The organism is Actinocrinis sp. (assembly GCF_035650855.1).
GTDB lineage: Bacteria > Actinomycetota > Actinomycetes > Streptomycetales > Catenulisporaceae > Actinocrinis.
The window spans coordinates 1-13,826 of the sequence record NZ_DASRGV010000348.1; the positions used below are offsets into that span (position 1 = coordinate 1).

Below are 13,826 nucleotides of genomic sequence, written 5' to 3' on the forward strand. Positions count from 1 at the left end.
CCTGGTAGCCCTGCTGCACCGTGACCGAGGAGACCTTCCCGGCCTCCATCAGGCCGCCGACCGCCGCGAGCACCGATCCGGCGACGTACACGCCGATCTTGATCCGGTCCACCTTGATCCCGGCCGCGCGCGCCGCCTCCGGATTGCCGCCGATCGCGTAGATCGACCGGCCGGTGCGGTGGTAGCGCAGGAACAGCCCGGTCAGCACGAAGACGGCGCCCGCCACGAGGAGCGAGACCGGCACCTGCCCCACGAACGCGCTGCCCAGATACGAGAAGGCGCTCGGCAGCTCGTATGGCGACTGGCCGTGCACGACGCCGTTCTGCACGCCGGCCAGCAGAACCGTCATGCCGAGCGTGACGATGAAGCCGTTCAGCCGGGACTTCACGATCAGCAGGCCGTTGATGAGGCCGACCACGGCGCCGATCGCGAGCAGGATCAGGATGCCGAGATAGGGGCTCAGCTGGGCGCCGGAACCGAAGGCCAGCTTCGGCACGATCAGCCACGCGGCGATCATCGGCGCCAGACCGTAGGTCGCCTCCAGGGACAGGTCCATGCCACCGATCAGCAGGATCAGGCTCTCCCCGACCACGGTCACGCCGAGCGCGGAGACCTGCTGCCCGACCCCGGAGACCAGGTTGTTCACCGTGAAGAACGCGGAGCTCTGGCTCGCGCCCACGATCAGGATCACCACCAGCACCGGCAGCAGCGCGGCCTGCCGGATCCACGAGACCGCGGCCGGGCTGCCCTGCCGTGAATTGAGCCGTCCGGTGCGCGCGGCGATGCGCGCCGCCAAGCCGCCCTCGACGGTGGTCGCGGCGGCCGCGGATCCGGTCGATTCCGTTGCGGCGCCCGGTGCGGTGCCGCCGGCGTCGGGCGGTAGCGCGTCGGAGCTGCGGCCCGCGCCCGCTCGCGATGCGTTCGCGGCGCCCTTGGCGTCCGTGCGGTCCTGGATCTCGCTCACGCTCCGTCGTCCTTCCGATCAGATCCCTCGTGCGGCCGCGCTGACGCCTCGTTCAGCGGTTCTGGATTCAGCCGGTTCGGTGCCTCGTGCGGCGGTGCTGTCGCCACTGTGTCGGTGCCGCCACCGTGCGGTTGCGCCGCAGACGCCTCGCGGGCGTCCAGGCCCTCGGTGGCGGCGATCAGCGCCTCGCGGTCGAACGGCTGCGGCCCCTGCCCGCGCTGGAACTCGGCGGCGATCTCGCCGCGTACCAGCACCACCACGCGGTCGCAGTGCTCGATGTCGTCCAGGTCGTCGGTGGCCAGCAGCACTCCGGCGCCGCGTTCCGCCGCCGCGCGCAACGCGCCGAGCAGCAGCTCCTTCGACGCGACGTCCACGCCCCTGGTCGGCGTGATCGCCACCACCAGCTTCGGGTCGCGGATCAGCGCCCGCGCCACGGTCACCTTCTGCTGGTTGCCGCCGGACAGCTCCGCGACCGGCTGCTTGAGCGAGGCCGCGGCGACGCTCAGCGCGCCGGCCAGCGGCGCCGCCGCGCGCTCCAGCGCCCGCGGCGCGAGCACACCGCGGCCGGCCCGGGCCAGCCGGTCGGTGACCGTCATCGTCACGTTCTCCGCGATCGACATCACGCCGACGAAGCCCTCGGTGCGGCGGTCCTCCGGGATGTAGCCGACCCCGGCGCGCAGCGCGGCCTCGCGTTTCCCGTTCGGCAGCCGCTTGCCGGAGAGCGTGACCGCGCCCTCGTCCGCCCGGTCGGCGCCGGCGACGATCCGGCCGAGCGTGACGACGCCCGAGCTGATCAGCCCGACGACGCCGACCTGTTCGCCGGCCGCGACTCGCAGCGAGACGCCGCGCAGTGCGCCGTGCGTCGAGGTCGCCCTCAGGTCCTTGACTTCGAGCAGTTCGGCAGAGTCCTGCTGTGCCTGGCCGCCGGACAGGTCCAGCCGGGAGAGCCGTTCGTCGATCTCCCGCACCGGCACCGGCCCGACCATCGCGGCCACGAGCCGCTCCCGGCTCAGCTGCGCGCTGGTGGAGGAGAGCACGAGCTCGCCGTCGCGCAGCACCGCCACGTCGTCGCAGATCTCGAACACCTCCTCCAGGTGGTGCGAGATGTAGAGCACTGCGACTCCGGACGCGGTCAGCTGCCTGACCCGCTCGAAGAGCCGGGCCACCGCGTCGTGCTCCAGCGCCGCGGTCGGCTCGTCCAGCAGCAGGCAGCGGGTTCCGGAGGCCACAGCGCGCGCGATCTCCACCAGCTGGCGCTGCTCGACGGTCAGCCCGCGGCACGGCGCTCCCGCGTCGATGTCCAGGCCCCAGTCGGCCAGTGTCCGGCGCGCGTCCGCCTTGATGGCGCGCCAGGAGACCGGCCGCAGGCCGGGCGCGAGGCCGCGCTGCGGGAGACGGCCGAGGAAGACGTTCTCGGCCACGGTCAGGTCCGGCACCACCATCGAGTGCTGATGAACCGTCGCGATCCGCTCCCGCCAGGCGTGCACGGCGCCCGCGGGCGGGGCCGGTTCGCCGCCGAACCGCACCTCGCCCGCGTCCGGCGCGAGCAGGCCGCTGAGAATGGAGACCAGGGTCGACTTGCCGGCCCCGTTGCGTCCGACCAGGCCGAGGCAGCGGCCCGGTTCGAGCGCCAGGTCGATCCCGCGCAGCGCTCGGGTCGGCCCGAAGCTCTTGTGGATGCCCACCGCCTCGACCGCAGTCATCGCCGTGGTCCCTTCCTCTCTCGGCGCGGCCCGCGCCGCAATCGTGTGTCCGCGATGCCGTCGATCAGGAACTCGCGCACACGCCGCCGTGCGCCGCGCCGTATACGTTGCCCCACAGCGTGGAATCCGTCACGGGGGTTGTCGTCAACGTGTTCGGCAGGCTGTCGACCGGCTTGGCGACGTTGATCGTCTGCTGGGTCGCGGTGACGAACGGCGCGACGATCGGGTCGGCGAGGTTGGTGTCGCCGTTGTACGTCACGTTCTGCAGCGTCGGCGCGCCGCCGCCCGGGTCGCCCTCCTTGTGCGTCACGCCCTTGGCCGCGTCGATCGCGTACTGCAGGGCGTACTGCGCGTAAAGGTTCGCCGGCTGCGACTGCGCGGCGTCCAGGGTGCCCTTCTGGATGTCGCACATCTCGAACGGAACGCCGTCGTCGCTGATCAGGATGACGTGGTTGGCGGCGCCGACCTTGCCGTAGCCCTTGGACTGCAACAGCGGGATGATGCCCGTGTCAGGGCTGCTCCACTGCGCGTAGATCGCCTTGAGCTGCGAACCGTAGGCGTTGACCGCGTTCTGCGCGTCGCTGACCGCGGTCGCCTCGGTCCAGTTCGTCGGCTCCTTCAAGAGCTTGACACCGGGCGCGTTCTGCGCGACGCAGCTCTCGAACGCGGTCGAGCGGTCGCCTCCGTTGGAGGAGGCGAGGTCGCCCTCGAGGTCGAGCACGTATCCGGACTGCACCTTGCTGGTGATGTACGCGCAGGCGTCCTGGCCGTAGAGAGTGTTCGACGCCCGCACGACCATGTACACGTGCCCGACGCCCACGATGGTGTCCACCGACACCAGCTGCACGTGGTGCGCGTTCGCGTAGTTGATCGCCGGGCCGAGGCTGGTCGCCGTCTCCGGGTTGACGATGATCGCCTGCGCGCCCTGGTTCACCAGCTCCTCGATCTGCTGGTTCTGCAGCGAGGCGTCGGCCTGGGCCAGCAGCGGGCCGATCAGCTGGACCTTGTCCTGGTCGGCGTACTGCTTCTCGTAGTTGATGTAGGCGGCCCAGAACGCGGTGTTGTTGTAGGTCAGCGCGACACCGATCTTGATCTGCCCGCCCGAGGACGTGCCCGGGTTGTTGTTGGTGGTGTGGGATCCGCAGCCGGCGGCGGCGAGGGTCAGCGCCGCCGCGACCGCTGCGATGCGTGATGTGTGCCGCGCTCGGCGCGGCGCGGGGTGACGGTCCAACGGTTTCTCCTGGAGTCTCGGCGCTGAGAATCGAATGGAACCGGGCTGAGCGAGATCGCCCTTACTCGGACTGCAACATAGGTCGGATGAATTGGCCAGTCAACGTTCGAGATGAAAGCGATACGAAGTTCAGTGGTGGGGCCGGTGATGCTGCTGATTTGGATGTTCGATGATCATTCGACAGTTCGCACACAGGCGGCAACGAGCCAGCGCGCCGACCGAAGATCGGAGCACTGGCCGGGCGGCCTGTCATCGGGTCCCGGCCCCCGGCGGGCGCAGCCGCAGGCCGGCCATGCCGCCGTCCACGGCCAGGGACGTGCCGGTCGTGGATCCGGACAGGGGGCTGGCCAGATACGCGATCGCGCCGGCGACCTCCGCCGCGGAGACGAGGCGGCCGAGCGGCTGGCGAGCCTCCAGCGCGGCGCGCTCCCGTGCCGGGTCCGGCGACTGGTCCAGGAGCCTGCTGACCCAGGGCGTGTCCGCGGTGCCCGGGTTCACACAGTTCACCCGTACGCCTTCGCGCACGTGGTCCGCGGCCATCGCCAGGGTCAGCGAGAGCACCGCGCCCTTGGTCGCCGAGTACAGCGCGCGTTGCGGCAGCCCCGCGGTCGCAGCGATCGAACACGTGTTGACGATCGCGGCGTGCGACGATCTGCGCAGGTGGGGGAGGGCGGCTCGGGCCGTGCGGACCATGCCGAAGACGTTCACGTTGAACACACGCTGCCACTCGGCGTCGTCGTTGTCCTCCACGGTGCCGACCGCGCCGACGCCCGCGTTGTTGACGAGCACGTCGATGCCGCCGAAGGCGGCGACGACCTCTGCGATCGCCGCGCGCACCGAGTCGTCGTCAGTCACGTCCGCCGGTACGCAGATCCACGACGGCGAGTCGTTCTTGCGCTCGGCCTCGCCGAGCGCCAGGTCCAGTACCGCGACCCGCGCGCCCCGCTCGGCCAGCAGCGCGGCCGTCGCGGCGCCGATTCCCGATGCGCCGCCGGTGACCACGGCCGCCAGGCCCGCGAAATCGCGCGCGGCCGCCGGGGTCTGCGCGTCCTGCTGCGCTGGCTCGCTCATCTACTGCACCGCCTCCATCCGTTCCTGCCACACCGGGCCGTCTGGGAACAGATACCGCGCCCGGCTGACCGGCAAAATCTCCGCGCCGAATCCGGGCCGGGTCGGGGCCTGATACCGCCCGCCCTTGATCCGCACCGGGTCGGCGAAGTGCTCGTGCAGGTGGTCCACGTACTCGATCACCCGGTCCTCGATCCGCCCGGTCACGGCGACGAAGTCGAACATCGACAGGTGCTGCACGAGCTCGCACAGGCCGACGCCGCCGGCGTGCGGGCACACCGGAACGCCGAACTTGGCCGCCAGCAGCAGGATCGCCACGTTCTCGTTGACCCCGCCGACGCGGGCCGCGTCGATCTGCACGATGTCCACCGCGCCGGCCTGCAGCAGCTGCTTGAAAACGACCCGGTTCTGCACGTGCTCGCCGGTCGCCACCTTGACCGGGGCGACCCCGCGGCGGATCGCGGCGTGCCCGAGCACGTCGTCCGGGCTGGTCGGCTCCTCGATCCAGTACGGGTCGAACTCGGCGAGCGCGCCCATCCACGCGATCGCCTCGTTCACGTTCCAGCGCTGGTTCGCGTCGACCGCGATGCGCACCGCCGGGCCGACCGCCTCGCGCGCGGCGCGGAACCGGCGCACGTCGTCGGTCAGCGAGGCGCCGACCTTCAGCTTGATCTGGGTGAAGCCGTCCGCCACCGCCTGGCGGGCCAGCCGGGTCACCTTCGCGTCGTCGTAGCCGAGCCAGCCGGGCGAGGTCGTGTACGCCGGATACCCGTCGCGCAGCAGGGTCTTCTCGCGCTCGGCCCGGCCCGGCTCGGCCGCCTCGAGCAGCTCAAGCGCCTCCTCCGGGGAGAGCGCGTCGACCAGGTACCGAAAGTCGACCAGGCCGACCAGCTGCTTCGGGGTCAGGTCGCTCAGCAGCTTCCACACCGGCTTGCCCGCGCGCTTGGCGGCCAGGTCCCAGGCGGCGTTGACCACGGCGCCGATCGCCATGTGCATGACGCCCTTCTCCGGGCCGAGCCAGCGCAGCTGGCTGTCGCCGATCAGCTCCGCGCTGAACCGGCCGAGATGGTCGAGCACCTCGTCGAGCGGCCTGCCGACCACGAACGGGCGCAGCGCGCCGATCGCGGCGGTCACCACGTCGTTGCCCCGGCCTATGGTGAAGCAGAAGGCGTGGCCTTCCAGTCCGTCGGTGTCATCGGTGCGCAGGATGACATACGCGGCCGAATAATCAGGGTCCGGATTCATCGCGTCCGAGCCGTCCAGCGTCGCCGAGGTCGGAAAGCGCAGGTCGAGGCAGTCGAGCGTGGTGATGAGGGCGGCGCGGGCCATGCGGCGTAACCCCTTCGGCGATCCCCGCGCACGGAGACCGATCGTCCAGCAGCAGTCATCCGATGTATACGCCCGCGCTTTCGGCGTTGTCCAGTGTCGAACCGGTAAGCGTCCAAGAACCGAGCCGGAGCGTCCCGATATGGGATCTTTCGTGCCCGCAAGAATGGTCGGATGACACGCGCTGCCAGTAGAGTCCGCTGCATGAAGCTTCTGCGCATCGGCGAACCCGGCCGCGAACGCCCGCACGTGGCCCTCGACGGAAACCTGGTCCTGGACGTCTCCGACCTGACCGCCGACTTCACCCCGGACTTCCTGGCCGGCGGCGGACTCGACCGGCTGCGCGCCGCGGTGGCCGAGCGCGCCGCCGAGGCTGTGCCCATGCCGCAGGGCGTGCGCGTCGGCGCCCCCGTTCCGCGCCCGGGCAAGATCGTCTGCATCGGCCTGAACTACGCCGACCACGCCGCCGAGACCGGGGCCGAGATCCCGAAGGAGCCGGTCGTCTTCATGAAGGCCCCTGACACGCTGGTCGGCCCGAACGACGAGGTGCGCATCCCGCGCGGCTCCACCAAGACCGACTACGAGGTCGAACTCGGCGTGCTGATCGGCGCCAGGGCCCGCTACCTGGAGTCGGCGCGGGAAGGCCTCGCCGCCGTCTCCGGCTACCTGGTCTGCAACGACGTCTCAGAGCGCGAATTCCAGCTGGAGCGCGGCGGCACCTGGGACAAGGGCAAGAGCTGCGAGACCTTCAACCCGGCCGGCCCGTACCTGGTCACCGCCGACGAGGTGCCCGACCCCGGCGCGCTGGAGCTGTGGCTCGACGTGAACGGCCGGCGCCGGCAGAGCTCGAACACCAAGAACCTGATCTTCGGCGTCGGCGAGATCGTCCGCTACGTCAGCCGGTTCATGGTCCTGGAACCCGGCGACCTGATCAACACCGGCACGCCCGGCGGCGTCGCGCTGGCCACCGGGCGCGCCGAGGACTACCTCAAGCCCGGCGACGTGGTGGAGCTCGGCATCTCCGGCCTCGGCTCGCAGCGGGTGACTTTCGTCCCAGCGCCCTGACGAAGTGCTCCGGCCGACGGTCGGTCGTGCCATGATCCGGGCATGCAGCGGCTCGCGCACGAACTCACGGCCACGCCGCGCCGGCATGTCGTGGCCGCGTTCGGCGCGGTCCTCCTGATCGGCGGGCTCGGCGCGGCGATGTGGGTGTGGACCGTGATCCACATCTCGCGCGACGTCGAGCTGGAGCGAAGCGGCGTCCGGGTCACGGCGACGGTGCTCGCGTTCTCGTGGAACGGCGGCGGGAAGTCCGGCTCCGAGGAGCTCTCGTTCCAGCTGCCGGACGGAACGGCGGCGACGCAGTGGACCGGCTCGATCACGTCGCGCCAGGCGCCCGGCGGCACCCTGGCCGCGGTGTACCTGCCGGGGCGCCCCGAGACCATCGAAGCGGTGAGCTACCTGCGCTGGTGGTGGGTCGGCGCCGTCGTCATGCCGGTCTTGGGCACCGCGTTCGGGGTCGCTGGCGTGTTCCTGCTGTTCGCGCTGGTGCGCCGAATCCGGGAAGGCGCGCTGCGGACCGATCGAGCCGCCGCCGAGTGACGGCGCCGGCTACTCGCAGCCGCGCTGGGCCATGGTGAGATAGCCGAGGAAGGTGAACATCGTCTGGCCGGGTTCAAGCGCCTTCGGCTGCGCGTCCGCCCGGCGACGGTGCACGCCGACGCCGAAGTTGCCCGGCTCGGTGACGAATTCGAGCTCGAATCCGCTCTCCGCGAACCAGTCGCAGATCTGCGGGACCAGGTCCGGCTCCTTGCGGTGCCGCGTCCAGACGGTCGTGCCGCCGGGAGCGCACAGCGCCGCGCAGTGGCCGACCGTGCGGCGGATGTCCTCGTTGGTGATGTTGCCGAAGATGCCGCAGGCGAGCACCAGGTCGGCCGGGGCGTGGGCCAGGTAGTTGTCGGTCAGCGCGGCGTCGCCGGTCACCACCTCGATGCCCGAAAGGCCGAGGTCGCGCGCCCGCTGCCGGGCCGAATCCGCGTTGCGCGGGTCCAGCTCGACCAGTACCGCGGCGACGTCGTCGCGGCGCGGATGCTTCTCGAGCACGCCGAGCAGGTCCCGGCCCTGGCCCGCGCACATCGACAGCGCCTTGATCGGGCCCGGCGCCGCGGCGTCGAGGGCGCGCCTGATGCGGTCCTGCACCACGACCAGCCGCTGGGCGAGCCAGGAGTCGGGGTCCTCGTATCGCTCGTGCCAGGCGAGCCAGTCTTGTTCCGCGGTCACGCCCGCAGCCTATTCACCGGCCGCCGCGCGGACCACGGATTAATCGGCCCGCCGCAGGTGCCGCCGCTGCCGCGGCGCCGACGGGCCGGCTCGTCAGTGATCCGTGTCGCGGTCCTGCTCGGCGAGGAACTGCTCGAACTGCCTGGCCAGCTCCTCGGCGGTCGGGATCTGCACGGCCTGGTCGGCGAGCAGGTTCGTCTGCGGCGTCGAGCCCGCCACGGTGTCGTACTGCACCTCGAGCCCGTGGATCATCGAACGCAGATCGTCATCGCCCTGCGCCACCTGCGACTCGATCTCCGCCTCCACGCGCTGCGCCTGCGTGTGCAGCTCCTGCGCCGGCAGCACCAGGCCGGTCGCCGAGGTGATCGCCTCCAGGATGCGCACCGCCGCCGCCGGGTACGGCGAGCGGGAGATGTAGTGCGGGATCTGCGCGGCCAGGCCGAGCACCGCGTGCCCCTGCTCGCTGAGCCGGAACTCGGTCAGCGCCATCGCGGAGCCCGGCACCTGCGCCCGGTCGAACCACGCGGTGTACCCGGCCAGCAGGTCCTGCCGGTTGCCGTGCGGGATCAGCGTGGTGGGGCGGGTGTGCGGCACCGCGAACGGGATGCCGTGGAAGTTGACCGACAGCGTCACGCCCAGCTTGTCCACCATGTCGATCATCGCCTTGGTGAACCGCTCCCACTCGGTGTCCGGCTCGGGGCCGTACATGACCAGGAACGGCGTGCCGGTCGCGTCGCGGCCCAGCTTCACGTCCAGCGTCGGCGCCTCGTAGTCGGACCAGTGGTCGGTGTCGAAAGTCATCGTCGGGCGCTGCGCCCGATAGTCCACCAGCCGGTCCGTGTCGAACCTGGCCACCACCGGGTTGCCCGGCTGCCCGTCCTCGCCGGCCCCCTCGAACTGGAACTTCTCGCTGAGCACGTGGTCGATGACCTGCTCGGCGGCGTGCCCGGCGTCCATGAAACCCTCGAAGTGGTACAGCAGCACCAGGTCGCCGCCCTGCCCGGAACCCCCGGAGGAGCCCGCCCGCGCCTCGGCCATCGCGTCCAGCCCAGCCTGGTCCAGCTCGTAGAGTGGCTCGCCCACGGTCGGTTCCGTCCCATCCGTCATCGCGTCCCGCTGTCGCCGCCCGCACGGTCACCCGCCGAATGGCACACCGGCTAACAGTCTGCCAACATCAGGGCCCCGTTGCCCATTCCAGCGTCGCGCGCCGGCGCGTGGAGTCCTTGGTCGATGACGCGGGGCCGGTCCACCCACGCCGCGTGGAGTACTTAGCCTCTTTGCATTCCGGCCGCCCGCCACTGGACTGCCGATGGACAGCAGTGTTCGAAATCGCTCCGTACCCAAGACGGACGCGACGCTGTCTCCAGCGGCTCTCTGGCGGACCAGGAGAACACGTTATGTCAGACTCCCTCGAACCTGACACGCCCGCTGCGGCCGAAGCGCCCGACAACCCACTCCCACTGAACAACACGCAGTCGCTCGATGCCCTATCCGCACCCGGCATCGACGACGCCGCTCTCGGCAGCGATGCTCTCGGTAGCGACGCTCTTGACGGGGACTCGGAAGACTCGGCGGCTGACCCGACGCGCCAACCGGCCCTCCTTACCCGGCGCACCCTTCTCGGCGTCAGCGGAATGATCATCGCCGGCGGTACCGCGTTCGCGCTGCCGCGCGGACGCGCGGTCGCACCCGTCACCGTGCGCAACGCCGCGGCGCGCCGCGCGGTGATGGCCATGTCGACGCCGAACCCCGTCCCCGGCGGCAGCCTCGACCCGCTCACCATCCCGAAATACGTCACCGCGCTCCCGCGCCTCGGCGTGATGCCGTCCACCGGCGCCGCCAGTTACAACGGCGCGCCAGTCGACACCTACGTCATCGCCAGCCGTCAGTTCACGCAGCAGATGCTGCCCGCCGGATACCCGAGGACGACCGTCTGGGGTTACGGCGCGCCGTCCTCGACCGCAACCTTCCACGCCCCGGCCTTCACCATCGAGGCCAAGTACGGCCGGCCGGTCCGCGTCACCTGGGCCAACCAGCTCGTCGACAGCAGCGGAGAGTACCTGCCGCACCTGTTCACCGTCGACCCGACCCTGCACTGGGCGAACCCGCCCGGTGGCGTCAGCGGCCGCGACTCGCACACCGCGTTCACCTCGACGCCGCCGCCGTACTCCGGCCCCGTCCCGCTGGTCACCCACCTGCACGGAGCCCACGTCACCGAGGAAAGCGACGGCTACCCCGAGGCGTGGACGCTGCCTGCCGCCAGCAATATCCCGGCCGGATACGCGGCCGTCGGCTCCGTCTACGACCAATACAAGGCCGAGGCCGCCCAGCGATACGCAGTCGCCTGGCAGCCAGGCTCCTCTACCTATCAGTACCCGAATGACCAACGCGCCACCGCGATGTGGTACCACGACCACGCGCTCGGCATGACGCGCGTCAACGTGCAGTCCGGCCTGGCAGGCTTCTACCTGCTGCGCGGCGGCCCCGCCGACCTACCGGCCGGCGTCCTGCCCTCCGGCACGCAGGAAGTCGCGATGGTGCTGCAAGACCGCAGCTTCAACAAGGACGGCTCGCTGTTCTTCCCGGACAGCCGCACGTTCTTCGGCGACACGACCGCCGGCGGCCCGTGGATCCCGGAGACCGACACACCGCCGTACTGGAACCCCGAGTACTTCGCGAACACCGTGGCGGTGAACGGCGTGGTCTGGCCGGTGTGGAACGTCGCGCGGCGCCGCTACCGGCTGCGCGTGCTCAACTCCTCCAACGCGCGCACGTACCTGCTCAAGGTGGTCACCAACCCGCTGGCCGACCGGCCGGCCAGCGCCGCCCTGCCGATCTGGCAGATCGGCTCGGACGGCGGCTTCCTCCCGGCCCCCGCGCAGCTCGACGAGGCGATCATCGCCCCGGCCGAACGCGCCGACCTGATCCTCGACTTCACCAACGTCCCAGCAGGTACCCAGCTGTACTTGATCAACGAGGGCCCGGACGAGCCCTACCACGGCGGCGTGCCCAACACCGATTTCATGGCGGCCGACTACTACACCACCGGCCAGGTGATGAAGATCGTCGTCGGCAGTTCCGCCGCGGCGATAGCGGACGCCTCCCTCCCGCCGAGCCAGCTGAGCCTGCCCGCCATCGCGCCGCTCGGACGTCCGGCCCAGACGTTCAGTGTCTCCCTCAACGAGATCGACTCCGCGTTCTACGATGGCGCGCCGATTTACGGCACACTCGGCACGCTCAATGCGGACGGCACCCCGAACTCGCGGTTCTGGGACGATCCGGTGGATGTCAAACCGGTCGCCGGCAATGTCGTCGAGTTCGACCTGGTGAACTTCACCGTCGACGGGCACCCGATCCACATCCACCAGACGCAGTTCCAGGTGGTCAGCCGCACCGGCTCGGACGGCACGGTACGACCGCCGCAGCCCTGGGAGACCGGGACGAAGGACACGGTCCTCGCCTTCCCCGGCGAGACCACGAAACTACGCGCCTACTTCGACATTCCGGGCCGCTACGTCTACCACTGCCACATCATCGACCACGAAGACAATGAGATGATGCGACCGTTCGACGTGCTGCCCTAGCGTCTCATTTGGAGCACGATTGGCCGGCCCCGGTTAACGCGAGGTATGACTGCGCGTGGCGGCCCGGTAACGTCGGAAACGACCAGCGGCGACGGTCCAAAACTGGCCGCCGCCGCGCGCCGTCGTATGCCACGCGAGGAGCCGGCCGCGATGCAGCGAGCGCTTTACGAAGCCCCGAACCAAGGACCCGAGCCCCACGAACCAGCGCCATCTGTGTCAGCGCCGCGCGAAGCGGCGTCGCCCGCGGTGATCAGCGTCCGCGGCGAGGCCACGCTGCTGGTCGATCCGGAAGTCGCGGATCTGACAGCCGTCATAATCGCCCAGGCGCGGGACCGGCGTGAGGCGTTCGAGCGACTGGTTAAACGCAACGACGAAGTGCTGAGCCTTGTGCGCTCCTACGGCGACTCGATCGACCGGGTCGAGTCCACCGGCGTGTCAGTCGCCCCTGAGCTGCGTAAGGGTAAGGACGAGAAGATCCGCTCATACTCGGGTGCGGTACGCGTCCGAATCACCGTGGCGGATCTGGCGATACTCGGCGAGTTGCTCGCGCGGATCGCCGAGTTCGAGGCCGCCACGATCGACGGACCGCACTGGCGGCTGCGCACCTCCTCGCCGGTGTACCGCGAAGCGCGGGGCCGCGCGGTCGCCGAGGCCGTCACCCGTGCCCGTGATTACGCCGAAGCGATCGGCAGCCGGATCACCGGGCTCATCGAGCTCGCCGACACCGGCCTGACCACCACGTCGGTGGTCCCGCGGATGGCCCGGTCGGTCGGGGGAGTGGTCTTCGGCGCGCGGGCCGCGTCCGCTCCCGCGCCGGCCGAACCTCCGGCGCTTGACCTGGAACCACAGCAGCAGACGGTCTATGCGACCGTCGAAGCCCGATTCGAGGCCGCCCAACCCGAGTTCCCGGTCGACTGACTGCTCACGACTTCGGCAGGAGCCGCACCGTTCACCGCCGCGTCGGCCGCCCGATCTTACGCACCGCCAGCCCTGCTCCCGCCAGGCATACGACAGCCAGCGCGCCGAGCAACGCCATGTTCTGAGTCCACGCCATGACGGTCGGCGCGTGCGCGGGATCGCAGTTCACCATCCCCATGCCGCCGTTCGGCATCGGACCCATCGTCTCCGCACCGTTGCAGCCGTCGCCGAGCAACTGGTCGAGCGATGCGGTACTCGCCGCCGCTGAATAACCCCAGCGTGCGCCGGATACGTACGCCACCTCGTTGAGGCCAGGCGTGTCGCGTACGGGAAACGCCGAGCCGCTGAGCACGAACTGCGCGAACAAGATCACCGGGAGGATCGTCAGCACCTTGTCCGCGTTGCTCGCCCGCGCCGAGACCAGCAGCCCGAGGGACATCGCGGCCAGTCCGGTGGCGCTGACCACCAACGCGATTTCGATCCGGCCGTTCTGTAGCACCACCCCGCGCGCTAGGCCACCCTGACGTAATAGTGCGATATACGTCAGGATGAAGGACTCGACGACGGTGATCGCGCCGAGCACAAGGGTCTTGCTCAGCAGATACGCCCACACCGAAAGCCCGACCGAACGCTCGCGCGCCAGGATCGCGCGTTCCTTGACGATTTCCCGGATGGCGTTCGACGCGCCCAGATAGCTGGCCGCCAAGATCAGCGAGAGCAGCACGGTGGTCGAGTTCTGCGCCGCTGCGAGC

Annotated in this window: 12 protein-coding genes; 4 read left to right on the forward strand and 8 right to left on the reverse strand. The window is 70.4% G+C overall.

The window, feature by feature from the left end; all coding sequences use genetic code 11:
• From VFB40_RS24660 to VFB40_RS24680, 5 genes are all read right to left on the reverse strand, one after another.
• A partial coding sequence (locus tag VFB40_RS24660; protein WP_324854674.1) for an ABC transporter permease occupies nucleotides 1-964 on the reverse strand: 964 nt, incomplete at its 3' end.
• Nucleotides 961-2,667: a sugar ABC transporter ATP-binding protein gene (locus VFB40_RS24665; RefSeq protein ID WP_324854676.1), complete on the reverse strand. Its 1,707-nt coding sequence runs from the start codon at nucleotides 2,665-2,667 to the stop codon at nucleotides 961-963. The genes VFB40_RS24660 and VFB40_RS24665, both read right to left, overlap by 4 nt.
• A 64-nt stretch (nucleotides 2,668-2,731) precedes the next feature.
• On the reverse strand, nucleotides 2,732-3,898 hold the full coding sequence (locus VFB40_RS24670; protein WP_324854678.1) for a sugar ABC transporter substrate-binding protein: 1,167 nt from the start codon (nucleotides 3,896-3,898) through the stop codon (nucleotides 2,732-2,734).
• A gap of 249 nt (nucleotides 3,899-4,147) precedes the next feature.
• Nucleotides 4,148-4,969: an SDR family NAD(P)-dependent oxidoreductase gene (locus tag VFB40_RS24675; RefSeq protein ID WP_324854680.1), complete on the reverse strand. Its 822-nt coding sequence runs from the start codon at nucleotides 4,967-4,969 to the stop codon at nucleotides 4,148-4,150.
• The gene (locus VFB40_RS24680) at nucleotides 4,970-6,295 is read right to left on the reverse strand and encodes an enolase C-terminal domain-like protein (RefSeq protein ID WP_324854682.1); all 1,326 of its coding nucleotides are present in this window, start codon (nucleotides 6,293-6,295) and stop codon (nucleotides 4,970-4,972) included.
• 201 nt (nucleotides 6,296-6,496) lie between these two features.
• On the opposite strand from VFB40_RS24680, the gene VFB40_RS24685 reads away from it, so the two are divergent.
• A complete protein-coding gene (locus VFB40_RS24685; RefSeq protein ID WP_324854684.1) occupies nucleotides 6,497-7,357 on the forward strand; it encodes a fumarylacetoacetate hydrolase family protein in 861 nt (286 codons plus the stop codon).
• 42 nt (nucleotides 7,358-7,399) lie between these two features.
• A complete protein-coding gene (locus VFB40_RS24690) occupies nucleotides 7,400-7,894 on the forward strand; it encodes a DUF3592 domain-containing protein (protein ID WP_324854686.1) in 495 nt (164 codons plus the stop codon).
• 9 nt (nucleotides 7,895-7,903) lie between these two features.
• Here VFB40_RS24690 and VFB40_RS24695 read toward each other — a convergent pair whose 3' ends face one another.
• The gene (locus VFB40_RS24695) at nucleotides 7,904-8,572 is read right to left on the reverse strand and encodes a class I SAM-dependent methyltransferase (RefSeq protein ID WP_324854688.1); all 669 of its coding nucleotides are present in this window, start codon (nucleotides 8,570-8,572) and stop codon (nucleotides 7,904-7,906) included.
• Nucleotides 8,573-8,665: 93 nt separating this feature from the next.
• On the reverse strand, nucleotides 8,666-9,610 hold the full coding sequence (locus tag VFB40_RS24700; protein ID WP_414642144.1) for a PAC2 family protein: 945 nt from the start codon (nucleotides 9,608-9,610) through the stop codon (nucleotides 8,666-8,668).
• 359 nt (nucleotides 9,611-9,969) lie between these two features.
• On the opposite strand from VFB40_RS24700, the gene VFB40_RS24705 reads away from it, so the two are divergent.
• Both VFB40_RS24705 and VFB40_RS24710 read left to right on the forward strand, forming a co-directional pair.
• Nucleotides 9,970-12,156: a multicopper oxidase family protein gene (locus VFB40_RS24705; protein WP_324854692.1), complete on the forward strand. Its 2,187-nt coding sequence runs from the start codon at nucleotides 9,970-9,972 to the stop codon at nucleotides 12,154-12,156.
• 246 nt (nucleotides 12,157-12,402) lie between these two features.
• Nucleotides 12,403-13,074 (forward strand): SIMPL domain-containing protein, encoded by a 672-nt coding sequence (locus VFB40_RS24710; RefSeq protein ID WP_324854694.1) that lies wholly within the window; start codon nucleotides 12,403-12,405, stop codon nucleotides 13,072-13,074.
• Nucleotides 13,075-13,105: 31 nt separating this feature from the next.
• On the opposite strand, the gene VFB40_RS24715 is transcribed toward VFB40_RS24710, so the two are convergent.
• Nucleotides 13,106-13,826 (reverse strand): ABC transporter permease (locus VFB40_RS24715; protein ID WP_324854696.1); only part of this gene is annotated, 721 nt, incomplete at its 5' end.

Excerpts from the sequence above, each read along its gene's own strand:
- VFB40_RS24665 (WP_324854676.1), bottom strand. The coding sequence starts at position 2,667 with ATGACTGCGGTCGAGGCGGTGGGCATCCACAAGAGCTTCGGGCCGACC.
- VFB40_RS24675 (WP_324854680.1), bottom strand. The coding sequence starts at position 4,969 with ATGAGCGAGCCAGCGCAGCAGGACGCGCAGACCCCGGCGGCCGCGCGC.
- VFB40_RS24680 (WP_324854682.1), bottom strand. The coding sequence starts at position 6,295 with ATGGCCCGCGCCGCCCTCATCACCACGCTCGACTGCCTCGACCTGCGC.
- VFB40_RS24685 (WP_324854684.1), top strand. The coding sequence starts at position 6,497 with ATGAAGCTTCTGCGCATCGGCGAACCCGGCCGCGAACGCCCGCACGTG.
- VFB40_RS24690 (WP_324854686.1), top strand. The coding sequence starts at position 7,400 with ATGCAGCGGCTCGCGCACGAACTCACGGCCACGCCGCGCCGGCATGTC.
- VFB40_RS24700 (WP_414642144.1), bottom strand. The coding sequence starts at position 9,610 with ATGGCCGAGGCGCGGGCGGGCTCCTCCGGGGGTTCCGGGCAGGGCGGC.
- VFB40_RS24705 (WP_324854692.1), top strand. The coding sequence starts at position 9,970 with ATGTCAGACTCCCTCGAACCTGACACGCCCGCTGCGGCCGAAGCGCCC.